Annotated in this window: 21 protein-coding genes; 8 read left to right on the top strand and 13 right to left on the bottom strand. The window is 65.7% G+C overall.

Features of this window, described 5'->3' with window-relative positions; genetic code table 11:
* Window positions 1–263: 263 nt before the first annotated feature.
* Window positions 264–1,397 (top strand): aminotransferase class V-fold PLP-dependent enzyme, encoded by a 1,134-nt coding sequence (locus F622_RS0102955; protein WP_019571286.1) that lies wholly within the window; start codon window positions 264–266, stop codon window positions 1,395–1,397.
* Window positions 1,398–1,492: 95 nt separating this feature from the next.
* Here the strand turns inward: F622_RS0102955 and F622_RS0102960 are convergent, their stop codons facing one another.
* The 10 genes from F622_RS0102960 to fabD form a co-directional block, all read right to left on the bottom strand.
* Window positions 1,493–1,831 (bottom strand): PilZ domain-containing protein, encoded by a 339-nt coding sequence (locus F622_RS0102960; protein WP_017941553.1) that lies wholly within the window; start codon window positions 1,829–1,831, stop codon window positions 1,493–1,495.
* 97 nt (window positions 1,832–1,928) lie between these two features.
* The gene (locus F622_RS0102965; protein WP_019567851.1) at window positions 1,929–2,918 is read right to left on the bottom strand and encodes a DNA polymerase III subunit delta'; all 990 of its coding nucleotides are present in this window, start codon (window positions 2,916–2,918) and stop codon (window positions 1,929–1,931) included.
* A 7-nt stretch (window positions 2,919–2,925) separates the two neighbouring features.
* Window positions 2,926–3,579 carry a dTMP kinase gene (gene tmk / locus F622_RS0102970; protein ID WP_019571287.1) on the bottom strand — a complete coding sequence of 218 codons (654 nt, stop codon included), beginning with the start codon at window positions 3,577–3,579 and terminating at the stop codon, window positions 2,926–2,928.
* Window positions 3,580–3,596: 17 nt separating this feature from the next.
* The gene (mltG, locus tag F622_RS0102975) at window positions 3,597–4,631 is read right to left on the bottom strand and encodes an endolytic transglycosylase MltG (RefSeq protein WP_019571288.1); all 1,035 of its coding nucleotides are present in this window, start codon (window positions 4,629–4,631) and stop codon (window positions 3,597–3,599) included.
* Complete coding sequence (gene pabC / locus F622_RS0102980) at window positions 4,618–5,430, bottom strand: aminodeoxychorismate lyase (protein WP_019571289.1); 813 nt, start codon at window positions 5,428–5,430, stop codon at window positions 4,618–4,620. The genes mltG and pabC overlap by 14 nt, the downstream gene beginning before the upstream one ends.
* Entirely contained in the window at window positions 5,427–6,776 is a 1,350-nt protein-coding gene (locus F622_RS0102985; protein WP_019571290.1) for an aminodeoxychorismate synthase component I, read from the bottom strand. The genes pabC and F622_RS0102985 overlap by 4 nt, the downstream gene beginning before the upstream one ends.
* 15 nt (window positions 6,777–6,791) lie before the next feature.
* Window positions 6,792–8,012, bottom strand: coding sequence for a beta-ketoacyl-ACP synthase II (gene fabF / locus F622_RS0102990; RefSeq protein ID WP_019571291.1), 1,221 nt, complete (start codon window positions 8,010–8,012; stop codon window positions 6,792–6,794).
* Between the two features lie 129 nt (window positions 8,013–8,141).
* A complete protein-coding gene (acpP, locus tag F622_RS0102995; RefSeq protein WP_018145676.1) occupies window positions 8,142–8,381 on the bottom strand; it encodes an acyl carrier protein in 240 nt (79 codons plus the stop codon).
* Window positions 8,382–8,509: 128 nt separating this feature from the next.
* Window positions 8,510–9,247, bottom strand: a complete 738-nt coding sequence (gene fabG / locus F622_RS0103000) for a 3-oxoacyl-ACP reductase FabG (protein WP_018169780.1) — start codon at window positions 9,245–9,247, stop codon at window positions 8,510–8,512.
* A 50-nt stretch (window positions 9,248–9,297) separates the two neighbouring features.
* Window positions 9,298–10,242, bottom strand: a complete 945-nt coding sequence (gene fabD, locus F622_RS0103005; RefSeq protein ID WP_081620962.1) for an ACP S-malonyltransferase — start codon at window positions 10,240–10,242, stop codon at window positions 9,298–9,300.
* 196 nt (window positions 10,243–10,438) lie between these two features.
* On the opposite strand from fabD, the gene infA reads away from it, so the two are divergent.
* A complete protein-coding gene (gene infA, locus F622_RS0103010; RefSeq protein WP_012982660.1) occupies window positions 10,439–10,657 on the top strand; it encodes a translation initiation factor IF-1 in 219 nt (72 codons plus the stop codon).
* Window positions 10,658–10,748: 91 nt separating this feature from the next.
* On the opposite strand, the gene clpA is transcribed toward infA, so the two are convergent.
* From clpA to icd, 3 genes are all read right to left on the bottom strand, one after another.
* Complete coding sequence (clpA, locus tag F622_RS0103015) at window positions 10,749–13,019, bottom strand: ATP-dependent Clp protease ATP-binding subunit ClpA (protein ID WP_018176792.1); 2,271 nt, start codon at window positions 13,017–13,019, stop codon at window positions 10,749–10,751.
* A 5-nt stretch (window positions 13,020–13,024) separates the two neighbouring features.
* Window positions 13,025–13,351: an ATP-dependent Clp protease adapter ClpS gene (gene clpS, locus F622_RS0103020; protein WP_018650138.1), complete on the bottom strand. Its 327-nt coding sequence runs from the start codon at window positions 13,349–13,351 to the stop codon at window positions 13,025–13,027.
* A gap of 105 nt (window positions 13,352–13,456) precedes the next feature.
* Complete coding sequence (icd, locus tag F622_RS0103025) at window positions 13,457–14,713, bottom strand: NADP-dependent isocitrate dehydrogenase (RefSeq protein ID WP_018169784.1); 1,257 nt, start codon at window positions 14,711–14,713, stop codon at window positions 13,457–13,459.
* A gap of 152 nt (window positions 14,714–14,865) precedes the next feature.
* Between icd and F622_RS0103030 the strand changes: the two genes are divergently transcribed.
* The 6 genes from F622_RS0103030 to F622_RS0103055 all read left to right on the top strand — a co-directional run bounded on the left by F622_RS0103030 (window position 14,866) and on the right by F622_RS0103055 (window position 21,133).
* On the top strand, window positions 14,866–15,327 hold the full coding sequence (locus F622_RS0103030) for an NUDIX domain-containing protein (RefSeq protein WP_018169785.1): 462 nt from the start codon (window positions 14,866–14,868) through the stop codon (window positions 15,325–15,327).
* Window positions 15,324–16,421 carry a tRNA 2-thiouridine(34) synthase MnmA gene (mnmA, locus tag F622_RS0103035; RefSeq protein ID WP_018169786.1) on the top strand — a complete coding sequence of 366 codons (1,098 nt, stop codon included), beginning with the start codon at window positions 15,324–15,326 and terminating at the stop codon, window positions 16,419–16,421. The genes F622_RS0103030 and mnmA overlap by 4 nt, the downstream gene beginning before the upstream one ends.
* A gap of 75 nt (window positions 16,422–16,496) precedes the next feature.
* Window positions 16,497–17,126, top strand: a complete 630-nt coding sequence (hflD, locus tag F622_RS0103040; RefSeq protein ID WP_018169787.1) for a high frequency lysogenization protein HflD — start codon at window positions 16,497–16,499, stop codon at window positions 17,124–17,126.
* Between the two features lie 15 nt (window positions 17,127–17,141).
* Entirely contained in the window at window positions 17,142–19,895 is a 2,754-nt protein-coding gene (acnA, locus tag F622_RS0103045; RefSeq protein ID WP_018176790.1) for an aconitate hydratase AcnA, read from the top strand.
* Between the two features lie 66 nt (window positions 19,896–19,961).
* The gene (locus F622_RS0103050) at window positions 19,962–20,294 is read left to right on the top strand and encodes a hypothetical protein (RefSeq protein ID WP_018169789.1); all 333 of its coding nucleotides are present in this window, start codon (window positions 19,962–19,964) and stop codon (window positions 20,292–20,294) included.
* Window positions 20,294–21,133: an HDOD domain-containing protein gene (locus tag F622_RS0103055; protein WP_018169790.1), complete on the top strand. Its 840-nt coding sequence runs from the start codon at window positions 20,294–20,296 to the stop codon at window positions 21,131–21,133. The genes F622_RS0103050 and F622_RS0103055 overlap by 1 nt, the downstream gene beginning before the upstream one ends.
* Window positions 21,134–21,154: the final 21 nt, after the last annotated feature.

The following is a 21,154-nucleotide window of genomic DNA, read 5'->3' on the forward strand; positions in this document are numbered from 1 at the left end:
CTAGGAATACGGGATGACCATTCGCACGCGAACGGCGTCCGGAAGAGCTGCGAGTAAGATGCTGACCCGTGCCGCTGTCGATGGGCGGGGTAGCGGGACCTTCAGAAGCCGGTAAATTAACAACTTGAGCGCATTTTCACAACCAGTTCCCGGGCGCGGCTGATGCGCCGGGTGCGCAGGCGGGCTCCTTCGGCTGCGTCTCTCCGGGTGTTCTAAGCCTCGCCTGACTGGGTTACCCTTTGGCTCCCGCCAAGGAGGATCGCATGCACCCGGAGTTTCCACAGGAAGGGATCATCCACCTCAATCATGCCGCCGTGGGCCCCTGGCCCCGGCGCACCGAGGACGCGGTCTGCCGCTTCGCCCGGGAGAACGTGGCCCATGGCTCGCGTGACTACCTGCAGTGGCTGCAGCAAATCGACGCGACGCGGGAACTCGCACGGGCGTTGATCGGGGCGCCGTCCGCAGAGGACATTGCCTTCGTGAAGAACACGTCCGAGGCGCTGTCGATGGTGGCCTTCGGCCTGGACTGGCAGCCGGGCGACAATGTGGTGTTCCCGGCGCACGAGTTCCCGTCCAATCGTGTCGTCTGGCTGGCCGCCGCAGAGCGTTTCGGCATCGAGGCGCGCGAGGTCGCCATTGGCGAGGAACCGGAGCGCGACCTGCTGGCCGCATGTGATGCGCGGACCCGCCTGGTGGCCACCAGTGCTGTGCGCTACGACTCCGGGCTGCGGGTCGACATCCAGGCGCTGGGTGCGGAACTGCGCTCGCGGCGCATCCTGTTCTGTGTTGATGCGATCCAGCACCTGGGCGCCCTGCCCTTCGATGCCCCGGGTTGCCATGCCGACTTCGTGATGGCCGATGCCCACAAGTGGATGCTGGCGCCCGAGGGAATCGGGGTGTTCTACGTAAACCCGGAGATCCGCGAACGGCTGACGCTGCAGGAATATGGCTGGAACATGCTGGCGCATGCCGGCGATTTCTCGAACCCGGGGATCGAGCCCGCCACGAGTGCACGGCGTTTCGAACCGGGCAGTCCGAACATGCTCGGAATTCACGCCCTGCACGCCAGTCTCTCCCTTCTGCTGGAGATCGGGCTGGACAGCATCGACCACGAGATCCGCGAGCACTGGCTACATTTGGAAGAAGGCCTGCGTGCGCACGGCTGCCAAATCCTGACACCGCGCGGCCGGCGTGCCGGCATCCTGACGTTCCGACCGCCGGTGGATGACCTGGAAGCGCTATACGCGAGGCTTCAGGGGCGCGGCATCCTGTGTGCCATGCGAGGCGGCGGGATCCGCTTTGCGCCCCACTTCTACCTCACGCAGGCGCAGATTGACCAGGCGCTGGAAACTCTGGGCGAGGCCATCCGCGAGACCGGTGCCGCGAACGTGCGCTGACGGTTCCAGGCTCGTCGCGAAGGGGTGGCAAGCGGGTGTTCGTGCGCGATGCAAGGTCCCGACGCAGCGTCGGTCAAGACGGCACTTTCAGACGTCTAGAAGGTATGCGTCTTGCGGTCGGAGTTCAGCATGCCGCCCAGGTGTTCCTCGATGCGGCGGTGGGTCACACCCTTGTCCGACTTGTTGAACTGCACGCCGATGCCCCGCAGCCGGTTGCCCTGGGCGCGGGGCGGCGTAATCCAGACCACCGTGCAGGGGGTCGGAAGGCGATCCGAATCTTCCAGCAGGGACAGCAGCAGGAAGACCTGGTCTCCGAGCTTGTAGGCCTTGTCGGTCGGGATAAATAGACCGCCATTGGTCACGAACGGCATGTATGCCGCATACAGCGCGGGTTTTTCCTTGATTGCCAAGGTGAGCATGCCCTGCCCGGCCATAGACCCTCCGTGTGACCTGAAATCGTACTGGGTCTGGCAGTATCGCCCATCGCACCGATACCGCGCCACCCCGACTGTACTCGTGGCAAGTGACGCCTTACTGCTCGAGGAAGCTCAATGCGATGTCTTCCATGCGCAGCTGCGGGTTAAGCTGGCGCGAGGCCTGGCGTTGCCAGCCGAGCGCTTGACTCGACAGTTCAGCCAGCCGCCGCGGCCCCATGCGCCGGGCGAAGTCCTCGATTAGATCGCGCGGGAACTGCCGGCCAAACGCATCCGGCTCGCCGTTGACGAGCAGGCGCTGGGCCGCAACCAGCAGAGCCTGGATTCGCGGGATCAGGGATTCCGGCAGGCTGCGTTGCATGGCACTGGCCATCGGTGTCACCCCGGGGCGACGCAGTAGCAGGGTCAGGGCCTCGCGGTCCTGTTCCCAGCGCGCCATACGGTCGGGGTCGGTCAGGATCTCGCGGGCGGCCAGCGGACGCCCGAGACTGGCGGCATAGGCCTCGTCCACTGCCGCAGGGTCATCGGCGGCCCCGCGCAACCAGTCCGTTGCTTCGGCAGGCCCCGGCGTGGCGATTTCGACCATCTGGCAGCGGCTGCGGATGGTCGCTGGCAGGCGCGCCGGCTGAGCTGCCTCGAGAATCAGCATGGCCCTGGGCGGGGGTTCCTCCAGGGTCTTCAGCAGCGCATTCGCCGCGTTCGTGTTCAGGGCATCGGCCGGGCGGATGATCACGCTGCGCAGCCCGCCCGAACCGGACAGCGAGAGAAACTCGATCGCCTCGCGGGCCGCCGCGATCAGGATTTCCTTGCCCGCCTCCTCCGGCTCCAGCGTCATCACCTCGGGGTGTACACCACCAAGGAAGCTGCGACAGCCGTTGCATTCGCCGCACGGCGGCTCGGTGCCCGTCGCGCGCTGGCACAGCAGGGCCTGGACCAGCGCCCGCGTCAGCAGTGCCTTGCCAACGCCCGGAGCGCCATGGACCAGTAGACCGCTGGGCAGGCGCCCTTCGCGCCCGCGCCGCGCCAGCGCCTCCCACGGCTTTTGCAGCCAGGGCGGCAGCATATCGTCGGTGACTGGCGCAGCCATGGCCCCCTTAACCCTCCAGCGCGTGCAACGGCAGGCGCTCGCGCACGCCCGCGAGGATGCGCTCGGCTACCGTGTCCGGGTCCGCGGATGCATCCACGACCAGATAGCGTCCCGGCGCTCGCTTGGCGCGTTCCCGATACGCCTGGCGTGCGCGCTCGAAGAAGTCCAGCGCCTCGCGTTCGATGCGGTCTCGCCGGCCGCGCTGGACGGCGCGATCAAGCCCGGTCTCTGGGTCGATGTCCAGCAGGATTACCAGATCCGGGCGGAGATCGCCCTGCAGCCAGTCCTCCAGCTGCGCGATCCGCTGGGAGCCGAGTCCCCGCCCGGCCCCCTGGTAGGCAAACGAGGCATCGGTAAAGCGGTCGCTAAGCACCCAATCGCCGGCCTGCAGAGCCGGCCGAATCACCTCGTGCAGGTGCTGGGCCCGCGCGGCGAACATCAGCAGCAGCTCGGACTCGGCACACATGCCCGGCAGATCGGGGTCCAGCAGCAGGCCGCGCAGGCGTTCGCCGAGCGCGGTCCCGCCCGGCTCCCGAGTGTTGCGCACCGGATGTCCGGCAGCGCGCAGCGCGGTGTCCAGACGCTCGATCTGGGTGGTCTTGCCCGAGCCCTCGATGCCTTCGAGGACCAGGAAATGGCCGGGATGGGGCGAGCGTTCCATGTGCAGGGCGTCTCCAGTTACCGGTTGCGTATGCCGTAGCGGCTGCCATCCCCGCCCAGCTGGTAGCGGATCACGGCCTCGCGATGTTCACGATAGGTCTCGGAGAAATGATGACTGCCGTCGCCGCGCGAGACGAAGAACAGGTCATTGGTTTCGGCCGGACGTGCCGCCGCCTGCAAGGCCGCGCGCCCCGGCAGGGCGATGGGCGTTGGCGGGAGCCCGGCACGGGTGTAGGTGTTGTAGGGATGATCGCGGTCCAGTTCGGCGCGCGTCAGGCGTTGTACGCCGGGCTCCTGCGCGTACAGCAGGGTGGGATCGGTCTGCAGGCGCATGCCGCGCTTGAGTCGGTTCACGAACACCCCGGCCACCCGTTCACGCTCGTCCCCGCGCCCGGTCTCGCGTTCGATGATGGAGGCAAGGATCAGCAGTTCATAGGGCGAACTCACCGGGTGGTCCTCGATGCGGTCCTCCCAGGCGCGGTCCAGGTGCAGGCGCATCGCCTGGTGGGCGCGTTGCAGCACCGTCAGGGCCTCGGTTCCGGAGCCGAAGAAATAGGTGTCCGGCAGGAACCATCCCTCCGGGTGTCCCAGGTCCTCGAGCCCCAGTGCCTCCAGCAGGTTGTCGACCCCGACCGATTCCGCGGGCCCGATGAGTTCCGGGTGCTCGCGCAGCGCGGCCAGCGCCTGGCGGATGGTCCAGCCCTCCGGGAACGTGAGGCGATGCTGTACCACCTCGCCGCGAGCCATCGCATGGATCAGTTCGCGCGGGGTCATGCCCGGCGTCACGGCGTATTCTCCTGCCTGGAGACGCGGCGCGATGCCCTGACGCCGTCCATAGGCCTCGAGCACCCAGGCAGAATCCACCCAGCCGCGTTCGGCAAAGGTCCTGCTCACCGAACGCAACCCCTGCCCCGGTTCCAACTGAAAGCGTTCCGAGGCGTCCAGCGCCATCGGCGTATCCAGCTGCGCCTGGTAGTGTTCGCTAAGCCACCAGGCGGCGCCCAGGGCCAGAACGACCAGGAGCGCCAGGACAGCGAGGCTAATCCGCTTCATGCAATGCAATTCCCATTGAATACAGCGGATCATCCTGCCACGCAGGCCCCCGCTTGTCCCCTTCGGACAGCACGGCCGGGGTCATCCCGATACGCGCGTTGCTGACATAGAGCGCATCGGCTCTCTCGATACGCGCGGGGTCCGGGTACGCCTCGCTCACCTCGAACCCGAACCGTTCGGCATGCTCGAGGACCCAGGCGCGTCGCGTACCGGCGATCCCGGACTGATCCACCGGCGGGGTGAGCAAGATACGCCCTTCGCGCAGCCAGAGATTCCCCTGCGTGGCGCTGACCACGCGCCCCAGCGCATCGTGGAGGATTGCCTCGTCCCAGCCCGGTTGCCAGCTGCGCCGGGCCATCACATGCTCGAGGCGACTGGTGTGCTTGAGGCCCGCGAGCGCCGGGTTTACGCCGATCGGCACTATGGCCCAACCCAGGCTTAGGGATTCGCGTTCAGTGGGGGCGGCGTCGTCCAGCGCCGGACCGGCACTGACGATCCGAGTCAGTACCGGTGCCGCAGGCGGCGCGTAGCCCCGTGGCCCCTCACCCCGGGTCACCGTCAGGCGCACCATGCAGGCTGGCAGGGTCGCCACTCGGGCAATCTCGTCCAGCACCTCGGTCTCGCCGAGTTGCGGAAACCCGAGTTGCTCCAGCCCGCGCGTCAGGCGGGCCCAGTGGTAGGGCCATAGCTGTGGTCGGCCCTGTCGCACCCGTAGCGTCTCGAACAGGCCGTCGCCCAGGAGTAGCCCGCGATCCAATGGCGATACCCGCCCCTCGCGCTCGCCGTTCACCAGGATCATGGGCTCTTCTCCCCCGCCCCCTGCAGCGCCTCCAGCAGGCCGCGTGCCTTGTGCCGGGTCTCCTCCAGCTCGCGCTCGGGATCGGAGTCCGCGACGATGCCCGCCCCCGCCCGAAACCGCAGTTCGTTCCCCCGAACGACGAGGGTCCGGATCAGGATATTGGTATCCATGCGGCCGTGGCGGCTGACGTACCCGCAGCCTCCGGTATAGGCCCCACGCGGGGCCTGTTGTTCCAGTTCCTGGATGATCTGCATGCTGCGGATCTTCGGGCAGCCGGTGATGGTGCCGCCCGGAAAGACCGCGCGCAGGATGTCGGCCGTGGTGGTGCCCGGGCGCAGGCGCCCGACAATGCTGGAGACGATGTGATGCACCCGGCGATAGCTCTCGATGGTCATCAGCTCCGCCACGCGCACGCTACCGATCTCGGCCACCCGCCCGACATCATTGCGTTCCAGATCCACGAGCATGACATGCTCGGCGCGTTCCTTGATGTTGAACGTCAACTCACTGAAAAGACGCCGGTCTTCTTCCGCATCCGGATCGCGGCGACGGGTCCCCGCAATCGGCCGGGTCTCGACCATGGCGTTTTCGACCGACACCAGCCGTTCAGGCGAGGAACTGATCACGTGAGCACCGGGGAGTTGCAGCCACGCGGCAAACGGCGCGGCATTGGCCTCGCGCAGGCGGGTGTACAGCCCCGCCGGATCCAGCGGCTGCGCGGCGGTGGCACGCCATTCGCGGGACAGATTGACCTGAAAGGTGTCGCCGGCCCGGATGTACTCGAGGCCCTTCATCACTGCGTCGCGATAGCGCTGGGCGTCCTCCTCCTGAAGGGCCAGGGCGGGCAGCGGCTCGGATGCGGGACTCGGCTGGCCCCGGACTGTCGCGCAGTCCGACTCCACCCGCTCCAAACGCGCGTAATCGCCTGCCTCGTCGACGAACCAGGTCGTCCCCTCGTGGTGATCGTGGACCAGTGCCGCCGGGAAATAGGTCACCAGGGCATCCGGCAGCCAGGGGTCCGAGCGGCAATCACCCAGGGCCGGCTCCATGCGCCAGGCCAGTTCGTACCCGGCGTACAGGAACCATCCCCCGAGGAACGGGAGGTGGGCATATGCGGCGTCTTCGGGGTCGAGTGGTGGTGTGCTCGAGAGATCCTGATCCAGCACGCCCAGCACGTCCTCTCCGGCCGCACTGGACAACGTGCGGCCGGGGAAGGCGAACAGGATGGAAAAACGAGCCGGAGCCTGCCCGATCAGTGCCGACTCCAGCAGGTGGGGATAGCGCTCTGGGAATCGCCGCGCCAGGGCCGCAAAGTCGACCCCGGCGGCCAGTTCATGGACCGCCATGGCGGCGCCGCAACGTCAGATGCTGCGGAACACCAGGGTGCCGTTGGTGCCCCCGAAACCGAAGGAGTTCGACAGGCCGACCTTGGTCTTCATTTCGCGGGCCTCGTTGGCCACGTAGTTCAGGTCGCACCCTTCGCTCGGGTTTTCCAGGTTGATGGTCGGCGGTGACACCTGATCGCGCAGCGCCAGGGCGGTAAACACGCCCTCGATCCCGCCGGCGGCACCCAGCAGGTGGCCGGTCATCGACTTGGTGGAGTTGACCATGAGCTTGTAGGCGTGATCGCCGAATGCCTTCTTCAGGCCCTGGGTTTCCGCCAGGTCACCTGCGGGGGTCGAGGTCCCGTGAGCGTTGATGTACCCAACCTCTTCCGGATTCACACCGGCATCTTTCAGGGCACGATGCATGCACTTGGCGGCACCGGAACCATCCTGGACCGGCTGCGTCATGTGGTGCGCATCCGCATTCCAGGCGAAGCCGGCCACTTCGCAGTAGATGTGGGCCCCGCGGGCCTTCGCGTGCTCGTACTCCTCGAGCATCATTACACCGGCGCCATCGCTCAGCACAAAGCCATCGCGGTCCTTGTCCCAGGGACGCGAGGCGCGTTCCGGGTCGTCATTGCGAGTGGACAGCGCGCGGGCGGCGGCAAAGCCGCCAATGCCCAGTGGCGTGGTGGCCATCTCGGCCCCGCCGGCGACCATGGCATCGGCGTCCCCATAGGCGATCATACGAGCGGCGTCGCCGATGTTGTGGGTACCGGTGGCGCAGGCCGAGACGATGGAGATGTTCGGACCCTGCAGGTTGCGCATGATGGACAGGTTCCCCGCCACCATGTTGATGATCGCACTGGGCACGAAGAACGGGGAGATCTTGCGCGCCCCGCCCTTCAGGTACGCGCCGTAGGAGCGTTCGATATAGGGCAGCCCGCCGATCCCGGAGCCAATGGCCACCCCGATCCGCTCGGCGTTCTCCTCGGTGACTTCCAAACCGGAGTCATCCAGGGCCTGAAGCCCCGCCGCGATCCCGTAAAGGACGAAGGTGTCCATCTTCTTCTGGTCTTTCGGCGGGACGTAGTCATTGGCTTCGAAGTCCCGGACCGCGCCGGAGATCTTCACCGGCATGTCCGATGCATCGAAGACATCGATGGGGGAAATGCCGCTCTTGCCGGCCTTGATGTTGCTCCAGGCCTTGTCGATAGTGGATCCGACCGGGGAGACGATCCCCAGTCCGGTAATCACGACACGTCGCTTAGCCAATGTGTTCTCCTCGAAAGACTGAAATTACGCGCTCAGCGCAACGACGAAGGGCCGCCCTGCGCGCAGGAAGGCCCGTTCGCGTCGTCCTGATCGGCGCCCGGAGGCGTCGAATCAGTCCTTCATGTGCTCGTTGATGTAATCGATCGCCTGCTGCACGGTGGTGATCTTTTCCGCCTGCTCGTCGGGGATTTCGGTTTCGAATTCCTCCTCGAGCGCCATGACGAGTTCCACCGTGTCCAGCGAATCCGCACCCAGGTCGTCGACGAAGCCGGCCGCGTTGGTCACGTCCTCTTCCTTGACACCCAGCTGCTCGACAACGATTTTCTTGACGCGTTCTTCAATGCTACTCATGGTTCAGAAATCCCCTTCAGTGTGAGGCGGCTTCGTTGAAAGGTCCGCCATTCTAGAGAAAAGCCCCGCCGCGATCTAGCGATCCGCGCAGCGGGCCGTGCGGGCGGCCTGCAGCCGACCCGTCGTGATCAGTGCATGAACATCCCGCCGTTCACATGCAGGGTCTCGCCGGTGATGTACCCGGCCTCCTCGGAGGCCAGGAAACCGACGGCCGCGGCGATCTCTTCCGGCGCCCCCAGGCGCCCCAGCGGAATCTGTCCGAGCAGGGCCTGTTTGGTGTCATCGCCCAGTTCCCGGGTCATGTCAGTATCGATGAAACCCGGTGCGACCGTGTTCACGGTGATACTGCGGCTGCCGACCTCGCGCGCCAGGGAGCGAGCAAATCCCGCAAGGCCGGCTTTTGCGGCGGCGTAGTTGGTCTGCCCGGCGTTTCCGGTGGAGCCCACGACCGAACCAACCAGGATGATGCGGCCGCGGCGCAGTTTCATCATGCCTTTCAGCAGGCGCTGTGTCAGGCGCACGGCAGCGGACAGGTTGGTGTCGAGGACCGCGTCCCATTCCGCGTCCTTCATGCGCATGAACAGGTTGTCGCGGGTAATGCCGGCATTGTTGACCAGCACCTCGATCGGACCCTCCTGTTCCTGGATCGCCTGCAGGCCGGTCGCGACGGAGTCCGCGTCGGTAACGTCCATCGCAATGCCGCGCCCGCCCCATTGCTTCAGGGTTTCGGTGATCCGCTCGGCGCCGGACGCACTGGTCGCGGTACCCACCACCTGCAGGCCCTGCTCCGCCAGACGGCGGGCAATGGCCGCGCCAATTCCGCGGCTTGCACCGGTTACAAGGGCTACACGTTTGCTGTCGGACATGGTTGTGCCTTTACTTCAAATGAGAGGAAGCCGCCGTCGCGATCGGTCGATCAGCCTGCGGCCAGACGTTCGAGCGTGACCTTCAGGGTATCGCGGTCGGCGACATCGAACAGCTCCAGTTCGCGGTCGATGCGTTTGCCAAGACCGGTCAGGACGCGTCCCGGCCCGCATTCAACCTGAACCGCCACGCCCTGCCCGCGCAAGCCGCGAATGGTCTCGACCCAGCGCACCGGGCGATACAGCTGCGCGGCCAGATTTTCCTTGATGGCCGCGGCGGCATCGGTCGGCGCGGCAGTCACATTCTGCCAGACCGGGATTGTGGGGGACTGAAAGCTGGTGCCGTCCAGGGCCGCCTGCAGGCGTTCCGCGGCCGGGCGCATTAGTGCGCAATGCGACGGGACCGAGACCGGCAGCTTCAGAGCGCGCTTCGCACCAGCATCCTTGGCGGCGCTTACGGCCCGATCCACCGCAGTGGCATTGCCCGCAATCACGACCTGCCCCGGCGCGTTCAGATTGACCGCCTCCAGGATCTCGCCTCCGGCATGCTCGAGGCAAAGCGCGTGTACCGCGGCATCGTCGAGCCCAAGGATGGCCGCCATCGCGCCTTCACCTTCCGGCACCGCAGCCTGCATGGCCCGGGCGCGCTCGGCGACCAGGCGTACTGCATCCGGGAAGCGCAGGACGCCGGCGGCGACCAGGGCGCTGTATTCGCCCAGGCTATGGCCCGCGACGGCCTGCGGGCGGGCGTCCGTTTGTTCGGTCAGGAGGCGCCAAGTGGCGACCCCGGCAGCCAGCATCACCGGTTGTGTCCACTCGGTCTGGTTGAGTTGTTCCACCGGACCATGCTGGCAAAGGCTCCAGAGATCCGCGTCGAGGCAATCCGACGCTTCCTGAAAGGTGTCGCGGACAATGGCGTGGTCATCGCCCAGATCGGCCAGCATGCCGGTGGACTGGGACCCTTGCCCCGGAAATACGGCGGCCCAAGAAGTTGTCATTCGTTACAGATCTCGCGCGTGAAAGCGCGCGTAGTGTAGGCGGTCACGTACACCCCGGCAAACGCCGCCCATCCGCAGGGACCGGTTCTGGTCCGTCGCCGGGGCTGCTATGTCCCCCCGAAAGCCGCCACGTGACTTGTGTTCCGCCGGTGCATCCGGATAATGTCGCACCTTGATTCAATACGAGAGGGACCGTATGGCGAAGGAAGACGAAATCGAGCTGGAGGGCACTGTAGTCGAAACGCTCCCCAACACCACCTTCCGGGTGGAGCTCGAAAACGGGCACACGATCACGGCGCACATCTCCGGAAAAATGCGCAAGCATTACATCCGGATCCTGCGCGGTGACAAGGTGATCGTGCAGATGACGCCCTATGACCTGACCAAGGGTCGTATCGTCTACCGCAACAAGTAAGTTCCCTCTCCAACGAAGAAGCCCCGGCCGGACCGGGGCTTCTTCGTTTGCGGGCCCTCCCGGGCCCGGTAGCGTTGATCGGCGAGCTGCGTCAGGACGGCACCGCGGTTTCCTGGATGTCCAGCTCCAGACCGGCCTCGCCCAATCGGACCACCACTTCGCCACCGTGGGCCAGTCGCCCGAACAGCAGCTCGTCGGCCAGCGGCTTTTTGATGTACTCCTGCAACGTACGCGCCATCGGGCGCGCGCCCATCTTGACGTCGTAGCCGTGCTCGGCCAGCCAGGCACGCGCCTCCGGCTCGACCGTCATATGCACCTTCTTCTCGTCGAGCTGGGCTTGCAGCTGGATCAGGAACTTGTCGACCACGCTGAGGATAGTGGCCTCGTCCAGCGGCCCGAACTGAATCGTGGCATCCAGGCGGTTGCGGAACTCCGGCGTGAAGGTGCGCTTGATCGCTTCCATCGCATCGCTGGAATGATCCTGTTTGGTAAAGCCCATCGATGGACGACTGGCCTGCTCGGCCCCCGCGTTGGTGGTCATCACCAGGATCACGTTGCGGAAGTCGACCTCGCGCCCATTGGCATCGGTCAGCGTGCCGTGATCCATCACCTGAAGCAGCACATTGAACACGTCCGGGTGGGCCTTCTCGATCTCGTCCAGCAGCAGCACCGAATGCGGATGCTTGAGGATGGCATCGGTCAGCAACCCTCCCTGTTCGTAGCCCACATAGCCCGGCGGCGCCCCGATCAGGCGAGATACGGTATGCCGCTCCATATACTCGGACATGTCGAAGCGGGCCAGATGGATGCCCATCTGCTGCGCCAGTTGGCGCGTGACCTCGGTCTTGCCGACACCGGTCGGCCCGGCAAACAGGAACGAGCCGATCGGCTTGTCCATGTCGCCCAGCCCGGAGCGGGCCATCTTGATCGCGGTGGATAACGTCCCGATGGCCTCGTCCTGTCCGAAGACGGTCATCTTCAGGTTGCGATCGAGGTGGCGCAGGGTCTCCTTGTCGGAACTGGAGACGGACTTCGGCGGGATGCGCGCGATCTTGGCCACGATCGTCTCGATGTCCTGTACGCCGATGGTCTTCTTGCGCTGGCTGACCGGCTGCAACTGCCGGCTGGCCCCGGCCTCGTCGATCAGGTCGATGGCCTTGTCCGGCAGGAAGCGGTCGGTGATGTAGCGATCGGCCAGTTCCGCCGCCGCACGCAGGGCCGGCTTGGTGAAGCGCACGTTGTGGTGCGTCTCGAAGCGGGACTTCAGGCCGCGCAGGATCTGCTCGGTCTCGTCCACCGTCGGCTCCGGCACCTCGATCTTCTGGAAGCGCCGCGCCAGGGCCCGGTCCTTCTCGAAGATGCCGCGATATTCCTGATAGGTGGTGGACCCGATGCACTTCAGTTCGCCCGAGGCGAGCATCGGCTTGATCAGGTTGGAGGCGTCCATCACCCCGCCGGAGGCCGCGCCGGCCCCGATGATGGTATGGATTTCGTCGATGAACAGCACCGCGCCCGGCTCTTTCTTGAGCTGGGCGAGCACGCCTTTCAGACGCTTCTCGAAGTCACCGCGGTACTTTGTGCCGGCGACCAGCGCGCCCAGATCCAGCGAATAGACGGTGGCAGACGCGATCGCGTCCGGTACCTGTTCATCGACGATGCGGCGCGCCAGACCCTCGGCGATCGCGGTCTTGCCCACGCCGGCCTCGCCCACCAGCAATGGGTTGTTCTTGCGGCGGCGGCAGAGGATCTGGATGGTGCGTTCGATCTCGTGATCGCGCCCGATCAGCGGGTCGATCTCGTCCTTGCGCGCCTTGTCGTTCAGGTTGGCGGCGTAGAGCTGCAGCGCGTTGGTCTTTTCTTCGCGCTCACCCTCCACCGGCTCAGCCTGGGACTCGCCCGGGTTGGGCTGGGCCCCGAGTTCGTCTTCCCCGACCTTGGAGATGCCGTGGGAGATGAAATTCACGACGTCCAGACGCGAGATGTTCTGCTGACCCAGCACGTACAGGGCCTGGCTGTCCTGCTCTCCGAACAGGGCCACCAGCACGTTGGCGCCGGAGACCTCCTTGCGCCCGCTGGATTGCACATGGAATACCGCCCGCTGCAGCACTCGCTGGAAGCCCAGGGTTGGCTGGGTCTCGCGCGAATCGCTCGGCGGGATGCGCGGCGTGTTTTCGTCAATATAGGCCGCAAGCTCGTCGCGGATGCGATCGAGATCGCCCCCGCAGGCCCGCAGCACCGTGGCAGCGCTGGGGTTTTGCGCCAGCGCCATCAGCAGATGCTCAACCGTCACGAACTCGTGACGCTTTTCGCGGGCCTCCTTGAAGACCATGTTCAGGCTGAATTCGAGTTCCTTGTCGAGCATGGGAGTCAGACCTCCTCCATCGAGCAAAGCAGTGGGTGCTGATGACTGCGGGCATAGTCGTTCACCTGCGCCACCTTGGTCTCGGCCACATCCCGGGTAAAGATGCCGCATACGCCTTTGCCACGCGTATGCACGTGCAACATGACCCGGGTGGCCTTCTCGCGATCCATGCTGAAGAAGGTCTCCAGTACTTCGATCACGAACTCCATCGGCGTGAAATCGTCGTTGAGCAACACCACCTTGTACTGTCGCGGTGGCTTGAGCTCCGGCCTCGATTCTTCGACCGTTACCGAGTCGTCTCGATCGGGGGATTGGGGCTTGTCATTACTCATCGGTCGAAATTACGCCTTCAGCGGTTACTCGTTTGTTAGTCGTCATCCTCGATTGGTTCCGGGTTCAGGCCAAGTGCCCTTACGGACACTCCGACCACCCGACCCTCACATGTGCTTGATCATCGCCTCGCCGAAGGCCGAGCAGTCGATCGGCTCGACGCCATCCATCTGCCGCGCAAAGTCGTAGGTGACCTCGCCGGCACTGATCGCTCCACCCATGCCCTTGACCACCAGGTCTGCCGCTTCCGACCAGCCCAGGTGCCGCAGCATCATCTCGGCAGACAGGATCAGCGACCCCGGGTTCACCTTGTCCTGACCGGCATACTTGGGCGCCGTGCCGTGCGTGGCCTCGAACATCGCCGTGCTGTCGGACAGGTTCGCCCCCGGCGCGATGCCGATACCACCCACCTGGGCCGCGAGGGCGTCGGAGATGTAGTCGCCGTTCAGGTTCAGGGTCGCGATCACCGAGTAGTCCTCCGGGCGCAGCAGGATCTGCTGCAGGAAGGCGTCGGCGATCACATCCTTGATCACGATGTCACGCCCGGTCTTCGGGTTCTTGAAGGTCTGCCACGGACCGCCGTCCAGATCCTTCGCGCCGAATTCCTCGCGTGCCAGCTCGTAGCCCCAGGCCTTGAAGGAACCTTCGGTGAATTTCATGATGTTGCCCTTGTGCACCAGGGTCACCGACGGGCGATCGTTATCGATCGCGTATTCGATGGCCTTGCGCACCAGGCGCTTGGTGCCTTCGCTGGAGACCGGCTTCACACCGATCCCGGCGGTCTCCGGGAAGCGGATCTGGGTGACACCCATCTCGTCCTGCAGGAAGTCGATGACCTTCTTGACCTCCGGGGTCCCCGACTCGAACTCGATCCCGGCGTAGATGTCCTCGGAGTTCTCGCGAAAGATCACCATGTCGGTCTTCTCCGGCTCCTTCAGCGGGCTCGGGGTGCCGTCGTAATAGCGCACCGGGCGCAGACAGACATACAGATCCAGCTTCTGACGCAGGGCCACATTCAGGGAGCGGAAGCCGCCACCCACCGGGGTGGTCAGCGGACCCTTGATCGACACGCGATAGTCCTTCACCGCCTCCAGGGTCTCGTCAGGCAGCCCGGAGTCGTCATCGTAGACCTGCGTCGCCTTCTCGCCGGCGTAAACCTCCATCCACTCGATGGCCTTCTTGCCGCCGTAGGCCTTTTCCACCGCCGCATCGGTCACCCGGCGCATCACCGGGGTGATGTCCACACCGATCCCGTCACCTTCGATGTAGGGGATCACCGGATGATCCGGCACCTGCAGCTTCCCCTGGTCGTCGACGGTGATGCGTTCGCCCTTCTCCGGGACCTGAATGTGCTGATAGGCCATGCCAACTCCTTGTGCGGATCTCGTAGATGAATCGTTAATCACGTATGACCTGATTATACATGCCGGGCCGGGTTTTCCGGTGACCGAACCAGTGCGCCATTGCGCGTTCCCGTATGGCAGCCCGACCGGCAGCCTGCGTTATCATCCGTGGCATGACCGACCGCCTCCCCTGTCATATCACCGTGGCCGCCGTAATCGAGCGCGAGGGCCGTTTCCTGTTCGTCGAGGAGACCGACGCCGGCCGCCGGGTGCTGAACCAGCCCGCAGGCCACCTGGATGCCGGCGAGGACCTGATCGGGGCCGTGATCCGCGAGGTCCGCGAGGAAACCTGCCTGGAATTCGTGCCCGAGGCGGCCCTCGGCTGCGACTTGCTGCAAGTGGCCAGCGGCGCCGTGATCCTGCGCGTGACCTTCTGCGGCCCGGTGACACCGGTTCAATCCCCTGCCCCCCGCGACCCGGCGATTCATGCCCTGCACTGGCTGGCGCCCGAACAGGCCGAGGGTGACTGGCCGTTGCGCAGTCTGCTGGTGATGCGCAGCATCCGCCGGTATCAGGACGGCTTGCGGCTGCCGCTCGCGGCGGTGGGCGATCTGGTTCGGGCGCCGGGCGCATGATGCGCGGCGAGCGCGTCATCGTCGGATTGTCCGGTGGGGTCGATTCCGCTGTCGCGGCCAGCCGCCTGCTGGAGGCCGGCTATCGCGTCGAAGGCCTGTTCATGAAGAACTGGGAAGATGACGACGACGCCGAGTACTGCGCCGCCGAGGCCGACTATGCCATGGCCCGTGAGGTGGCGGACTGCCTGGAAATCCCGCTGCACAAGGCGAACTTTTCCGAGGACTACCGCCAGCGCGTTTTCGCGCAATTCCTGCATGAGTACGAGGCCGGGCGCACCCCGAACCCCGACATCCTCTGCAACCGCGAGATCAAGTTCCGCTCGTTCCTCGATCATGCCCGGGATCTCGGGGCGCGCTGGATTGCCACCGGTCACTACGCCCGGGTGCGCCATCACGCGCACTACAGTGAGCTGTGCCAGGCGGCCGATGCCAACAAGGACCAGACCTACTTCCTGCATACCCTGACCCAGGAGCAACTGCGCCCCGCCCTGTTCCCGCTCGGAGACATTCCCAAGCATCAGGTCCGCGAACGCGCCCGGGAACTGGGTCTGCCGAACCATGCGCGCAAGGATTCCACCGGGATCTGCTTCATTGGCGAGCGACGCTTCCGTGACTTCCTCGCCCAGTACCTGAAAGCGCCCGAGGGAGCGATGCGCACCCCGGAAGGCCAGGTGGTCGGTCGCCACCAGGGTCTGATGTTCTACACCCTCGGTCAGCGCCAGGGCCTGGGGATCGGCGGGGTCGACGGCTTTGCCGAAGCCCCGTGGTATGTCGTCGACAAGGACCTGGACAGCAACACCCTGGTGGTCGCCCAGGATCCGCAGCACCCGCTATTGATGAGCCCGTCACTGACGACCGAGGTGGTGCACTGGATCCACGATGTACCGGTCCCCGGTGAGCCGCTGCAGGCCCGGTTACGCCATCGCCAGCCCTTGCAGGAATGCCGGGTGCAGGCGCTGGACACGGCCGGCGCCACCGTGGTCTTCGACACACCCCAACGCGCGGCGACGCCGGGGCAGTCCATCGCCTTCTACCGTGGCGATGTCTGCCTGGGCGGGGCGGTGATTGCCACACGAACCACGAATGCGCCGTGAGTCTGCCAGGCCACTTCCGGTATAGTGGCCGCTGCCCGGCGACCCGACTCCGACCCACCCAAGGAACCGACTGGTTTGGACCGCTCCGATCACAACCGCACCCTGGCGCTGGCCGCCCTCTTCCAGTGCGCGAGCCTGGTCAAGGATCTGGCCTGGCGCGGGAGCTGCGACGACTACGAATTCGAGGTCCTGGTCGGGAGCCTGTTCGCCTTCGACGCGGACACCCCGGAAGCGGTCTATCGCGAGGCGGTCAGCCTGCGCAGTGGCCTGGAGCGTATCGAGAGCCAGCTGCAAAATGGCAGCAAGCCACCGGACATGGAGATCACCCGCTACGCCATCGGGCTGATCTTCCTCGAGCGCAAGCTGCAAAGGCGCGACGACATGCTGCAGAAGCTGACCGACGGCCTGCAGGGCGCCCAGCGCCAGATCGACTACTTCCACATTACCCACGAAAGCGTGATTGCCCGGCTGGCCGAGATCTACAAGGAGACCATCTCCGAGCTTGGCCCGCGCATCATCGTGCAGGGCGAACAGAACAACCTCTCCAATCCCGACACCGCCGCGCGCATCCGTGCGTTGCTGCTGGCCGGGATCCGCGCGGCGGTCCTCTGGCGCCAGGCCGGTGGATCGCGCTGGAAATTGCTTTTCGGCCGCAAGCGGCTGATTCGCGAAGCGCATGACATCCTCAATCGACTCAATACCTGAACGCGGAAGACGCACATGAGCCACGCTGACCCCAAGAACACCCGGACCCTCACCGCTGGCGGCCGCGAATGCCGCTACGTGCCGATCACCGACGACGCCCGGGCGACCGACCTGCCGTTTGCGCTGAAGGTGCTGCTGGAAAACCTGCTGCGCTTCGAGGACGAGCGCACGGTGCGCCGCGCCGACATCGAGGCCTTGCTGGACTGGGATCCGAAGGCCGAACCGACCCAGGAGATCGCGTTCCGTCCGGCGCGCGTGCTGCTGCAGGACTTCACCGGCGTGCCGGCGGTCGTCGACCTCGCCGCGATGCGCGATGCGATGGAGGCCCTGGGCGGCGATCCGAAAAAGATCACCCCGCTGCAGCCGGCCGAGCTGGTCATCGACCACTCCGTGCAGGTGGACGCCCACGGCAACGCCAACGCGATGAACCTGAACGCGGAGCTCGAATACTCGCGTAACCGCGAGCGCTACAGCTTCCTCAAGTGGGGCCAGCAGGCGTTCGACACCTTCAAGGTGGTGCCGCCGGACACCGGCATCGTCCACCAGGTAAACCTCGAGTACCTGGCGCGCACGGTGTTCGTGGACGAGCAGGCCGAGGGTGGCTGCATGGCCTACCCCGACACCCTGGTCGGGACCGATTCCCACACCACCATGATCAACGGCTTGGGCGTGCTCGGCTGGGGCGTGGGTGGCATCGAGGCCGAGGCCGCAATGCTCGGCCAGCCGATCTCCATGCTGATCCCGCAGGTCGTGGGCTTCCGTCTGACCGGCAAGCTGGCCGAGGGCGCGACCGCGACCGACCTGGTGCTGGTGATCGTCGAGACGTTGCGCAAGAAGGGCGTGGTCGGCAAGTTCGTCGAGTTCTTCGGCGACGGCCTGGCCGATCTGCCGCTGGCCGATCGCGCCACCATCGCCAACATGGCGCCGGAATATGGCGCCACCTGCGGCATCTTCCCGATCGATGACGAGACCCTGACCTACCTCCGCCTGACCGGGCGCGACGCCCAGCACATCGAGTTCATCGAGGCCTACGCGAAGGCCCAGGGCCTGTGGCGCAACGACAACGCCCCGATCGCCCGCTACAGCGACATGTTCGAACTGGATCTGTCCACCGTGGAGCCGAGCCTGGCCGGGCCCAAGCGCCCACAGGACCGCATCCCGCTGAGCCAGGCCGGCGCGACCATCAGCCGTCACCTCGACACCATGCTGAAGGAGCGCGCCAGCGGCGCCGACGAGCCGGACGACGCCGAGCGCTTCGCGGCCGAGGGCGGGCACACCGCGGTGGGCGTGGAGCATCAGGCGGAGGAGCCCCACCACACCGCCATCGAGATGGACGGCGAGACCTTCACCCTGGATCACGGCGACATCGTGATCGCGGCGATCACCTCCTGCACCAACACCTCCAACCCGTCGGTGATGCTGGGCGCAGGCCTGGTCGCGCGCAAGGCGCGCGAGGCCGGGCTGCAAGTGAAGCCCTGGGTCAAGACCTCCCTGGCCCCCGGATCCCGCGTGGTAACCGATTACCTGGAGAAGTCCGGGCTGTTGACCGATCTGGAGTTTCTCGGTTTCCACGTGGTGGGCTATGGCTGCACCACCTGCATCGGGAACTCCGGCCCGCTGCCGGAGCCCATCTCCGAGGCCATCATCAAGGACGACTTGATCGTCAGTTCGGTGCTCTCTGGCAACCGCAACTTCGAAGGGCGGATCCACTCCGAGGTGCAGATGAACTTCCTGGCCTCGCCGCCGTTGGTGGTCGCCTACGCCCTGGCCGGACGCAGCAACATCGACCTGTACAGCGACCCGATCGGGGAGAATGAACAGGGCGAGCCGGTCTACCTGAAGGATATCTGGCCGACCACGCAAGAAGTGCGCGAGGCGGTCGCCAGCCACGTCGGCGCCAGCAGCTTTACCAGCGCCTATGGTGACCTCTATTCCGGCGAGGAACGCTGGCGCAACCTGGAGGCCCCGCAGGGTCAGCGCTTCGACTGGCAGGAGGATTCCACCTACGTGCGCAACCCGCCCTACTTCGAGGGCATGAGCATGACGCCTACGCCCTGGACCGATGTCCAGGGCGCGCGCGTCCTCGCGCTGCTGGGCGACTCGGTCACCACCGACCACATCTCCCCGGCCGGCTCCATCGCCAAGGACAGCCCGGCCGGTCGCTACCTGGAGTCCCAGGGCGTGAAGCCGGCCGACTTCAACTCCTATGGCTCTCGTCGCGGGAACCATGAAGTGATGATGCGCGGGACCTTCGCCAACGTGCGCCTGCGCAATCTGCTGGCGCCCGGGACCCAGGGGGGCGTGACTCAGCACCTGCCGGATGGCGAGCAGATGTCGATCTACGACGCGGCGATGCAGTACCAGGCAGAGGACACCCCGCTGATCGTTATCGCCGGACAGGAATATGGGACCGGCTCTTCGCGCGACTGGGCCGCCAAGGGCACCCTGCTGCTGGGCGTCAAGGCGGTCATCGTCGAGACCTTCGAGCGTATCCACCGTTCCAACCTGGTGGGGATGGGCGTACTGCCGCTGCAGTTCCTGCCCGGCGAGAACGCGGCCAGCCACGAACTGACCGGGCGCGAGACCTACAGCATTACCGGCGTGGAGAACGGCGAGTCGCGCGAGGCCACGGTCACTGCCGTGGCCGATGATGGCCACCGCAAGACCTTTGCTGTGCGTGTGCGGCTGGATACCCCGCAGGAGGTGGATTACTTCCGCCACGGCGGCATCCTGCCCTACGTGTTGCGCCAGCTCGCGGCTTCCGCATAAGGTTTGGCCATGGGACGGCGGGTATCCACGGAGGTGATTCAGTCCGGTCAGACGCTGGCAACAGCCGTGCATGACCGTTCCGGCCGTCTCCTGATCCCCGCCGGCATGGTGCTCCAGGACAAGCAGATCCGCGTGCTCCTGTCCTGGGGCATCAGCACTGTCGAGATCGTCGAGGACGAACATGCTGCAGCCAACGATTCCCGGGACGACGCGGTCCCGGACCTGGCCGCGGATGCCCGGCCCACGCCGGAGATGGAGGAGCAGGCCGATGCCATCCTGGCCGAGCGCTTCCGTCACTGTGACTTGACCGGCTATCCCATGGACGGCATCTACTCCATCGCGCGTACCCAGCTGCTCGACGAGCTCATGCGCCGCGGCCACAAGGCCCGGAGCGCATGATGACCGTTGCCGAGTTTCTCGAGCAGGATGACTCGTTGTGCAGCTTTTCCGGGAGTTACAACACGATCTTCTCGCGCCTTAGCGACCCGACCGCGAACGTGGCCGGGATTACCGAAGCGGTGGAACTGGACCCGGCCATTGCGGCGAAGACGCTGCGCATGGCCAACTCTTCGCTGTACGGTTTCCCCGAACCGATCGATACCCTGCACCGGGCAGTCTCCATCATCGGCCTGCAACAGATGCGGCAGATCGTGCTGTCGACCATCGTGATCGAGCACTTCCGCGGCCTGCCGGTCATCGGCGTCGACATGGAATCGTTCTGGCGCCACAGCATTGCTGTCGGCGTGCTCAGCCGCTCGATCGCCCGCTTTCGGCGCGAAGCGAACATCGAGCGCCTTTACCTCTACGGGATCATGCACGACCTCGGGCGGCTGCTGCTGTTTCTCCGGCTGGGCAGCCGCACCGAGGAGCTGATCAACATCCGCGAGCGCGATCAGTGCCTGTTGTACGAGGCGGAACGCGAGCTGCTGGGTTTTGACCACGCCGCCATCGGGTCCGCCCTGCTGGAGGAATGGGGGATGGCCCCGGCCCAGGTGGAGGCCACGCGCTACCACCATGCCCCGGAAGAGGCCCGCGCGTTTCCCGTGGAGACGGCCATCGTGCACGTCGCCGACAGCATCGCCAACTCCTTGCGCCTGGGATCCTCCGGGGAACGTTTCGTGCCCCCGGTTGCCCCGGAGATCTTCGACCGCATTGGCCTGGAGATGGCGGTCTACGAGGACATCATCGGCCACGCCCGCAAGCATCTGGATCAGATGCAGACGATCCTCCTCGACTGAGCCTGTATGCAAGCAAAGGAC

This window comes from Thioalkalivibrio sp. ALMg3 (assembly GCF_000381225.1).
Classification (GTDB): domain Bacteria; phylum Pseudomonadota; class Gammaproteobacteria; order Ectothiorhodospirales; family Ectothiorhodospiraceae; genus Thioalkalivibrio; species Thioalkalivibrio versutus.

What these genes read in the sequence shown, in the direction of transcription:
- acpP (WP_018145676.1), bottom strand. Translation starts at nt 8,381, where the DNA reads ATGAGTAGCATTGAAGAACGCGTCAAGAAAATCGTTGTCGAGCAGCTG.
- fabD (WP_081620962.1), bottom strand. Translation starts at nt 10,242, where the DNA reads ATGACAACTTCTTGGGCCGCCGTATTTCCGGGGCAAGGGTCCCAGTCC.
- F622_RS0102955 (WP_019571286.1), top strand. Translation starts at nt 264, where the DNA reads ATGCACCCGGAGTTTCCACAGGAAGGGATCATCCACCTCAATCATGCC.
- icd (WP_018169784.1), bottom strand. Translation starts at nt 14,713, where the DNA reads ATGGCCTATCAGCACATTCAGGTCCCGGAGAAGGGCGAACGCATCACC.
- F622_RS0102985 (WP_019571290.1), bottom strand. Translation starts at nt 6,776, where the DNA reads ATGGCGGTCCATGAACTGGCCGCCGGGGTCGACTTTGCGGCCCTGGCG.
- F622_RS0102965 (WP_019567851.1), bottom strand. Translation starts at nt 2,918, where the DNA reads ATGGCTGCGCCAGTCACCGACGATATGCTGCCGCCCTGGCTGCAAAAG.
- fabG (WP_018169780.1), bottom strand. Translation starts at nt 9,247, where the DNA reads ATGTCCGACAGCAAACGTGTAGCCCTTGTAACCGGTGCAAGCCGCGGA.
- F622_RS0103030 (WP_018169785.1), top strand. Translation starts at nt 14,866, where the DNA reads ATGACCGACCGCCTCCCCTGTCATATCACCGTGGCCGCCGTAATCGAG.
- mltG (WP_019571288.1), bottom strand. Translation starts at nt 4,631, where the DNA reads ATGAAGCGGATTAGCCTCGCTGTCCTGGCGCTCCTGGTCGTTCTGGCC.
- F622_RS0102960 (WP_017941553.1), bottom strand. Translation starts at nt 1,831, where the DNA reads ATGGCCGGGCAGGGCATGCTCACCTTGGCAATCAAGGAAAAACCCGCG.
- pabC (WP_019571289.1), bottom strand. Translation starts at nt 5,430, where the DNA reads ATGATCCTGGTGAACGGCGAGCGCGAGGGGCGGGTATCGCCATTGGAT.
- clpS (WP_018650138.1), bottom strand. Translation starts at nt 13,351, where the DNA reads ATGAGTAATGACAAGCCCCAATCCCCCGATCGAGACGACTCGGTAACG.
- infA (WP_012982660.1), top strand. Translation starts at nt 10,439, where the DNA reads ATGGCGAAGGAAGACGAAATCGAGCTGGAGGGCACTGTAGTCGAAACG.
- F622_RS0103055 (WP_018169790.1), top strand. Translation starts at nt 20,294, where the DNA reads ATGACCGTTGCCGAGTTTCTCGAGCAGGATGACTCGTTGTGCAGCTTT.
- tmk (WP_019571287.1), bottom strand. Translation starts at nt 3,579, where the DNA reads ATGGAACGCTCGCCCCATCCCGGCCATTTCCTGGTCCTCGAAGGCATC.
- acnA (WP_018176790.1), top strand. Translation starts at nt 17,142, where the DNA reads ATGAGCCACGCTGACCCCAAGAACACCCGGACCCTCACCGCTGGCGGC.
- clpA (WP_018176792.1), bottom strand. Translation starts at nt 13,019, where the DNA reads ATGCTCGACAAGGAACTCGAATTCAGCCTGAACATGGTCTTCAAGGAG.
- mnmA (WP_018169786.1), top strand. Translation starts at nt 15,324, where the DNA reads ATGATGCGCGGCGAGCGCGTCATCGTCGGATTGTCCGGTGGGGTCGAT.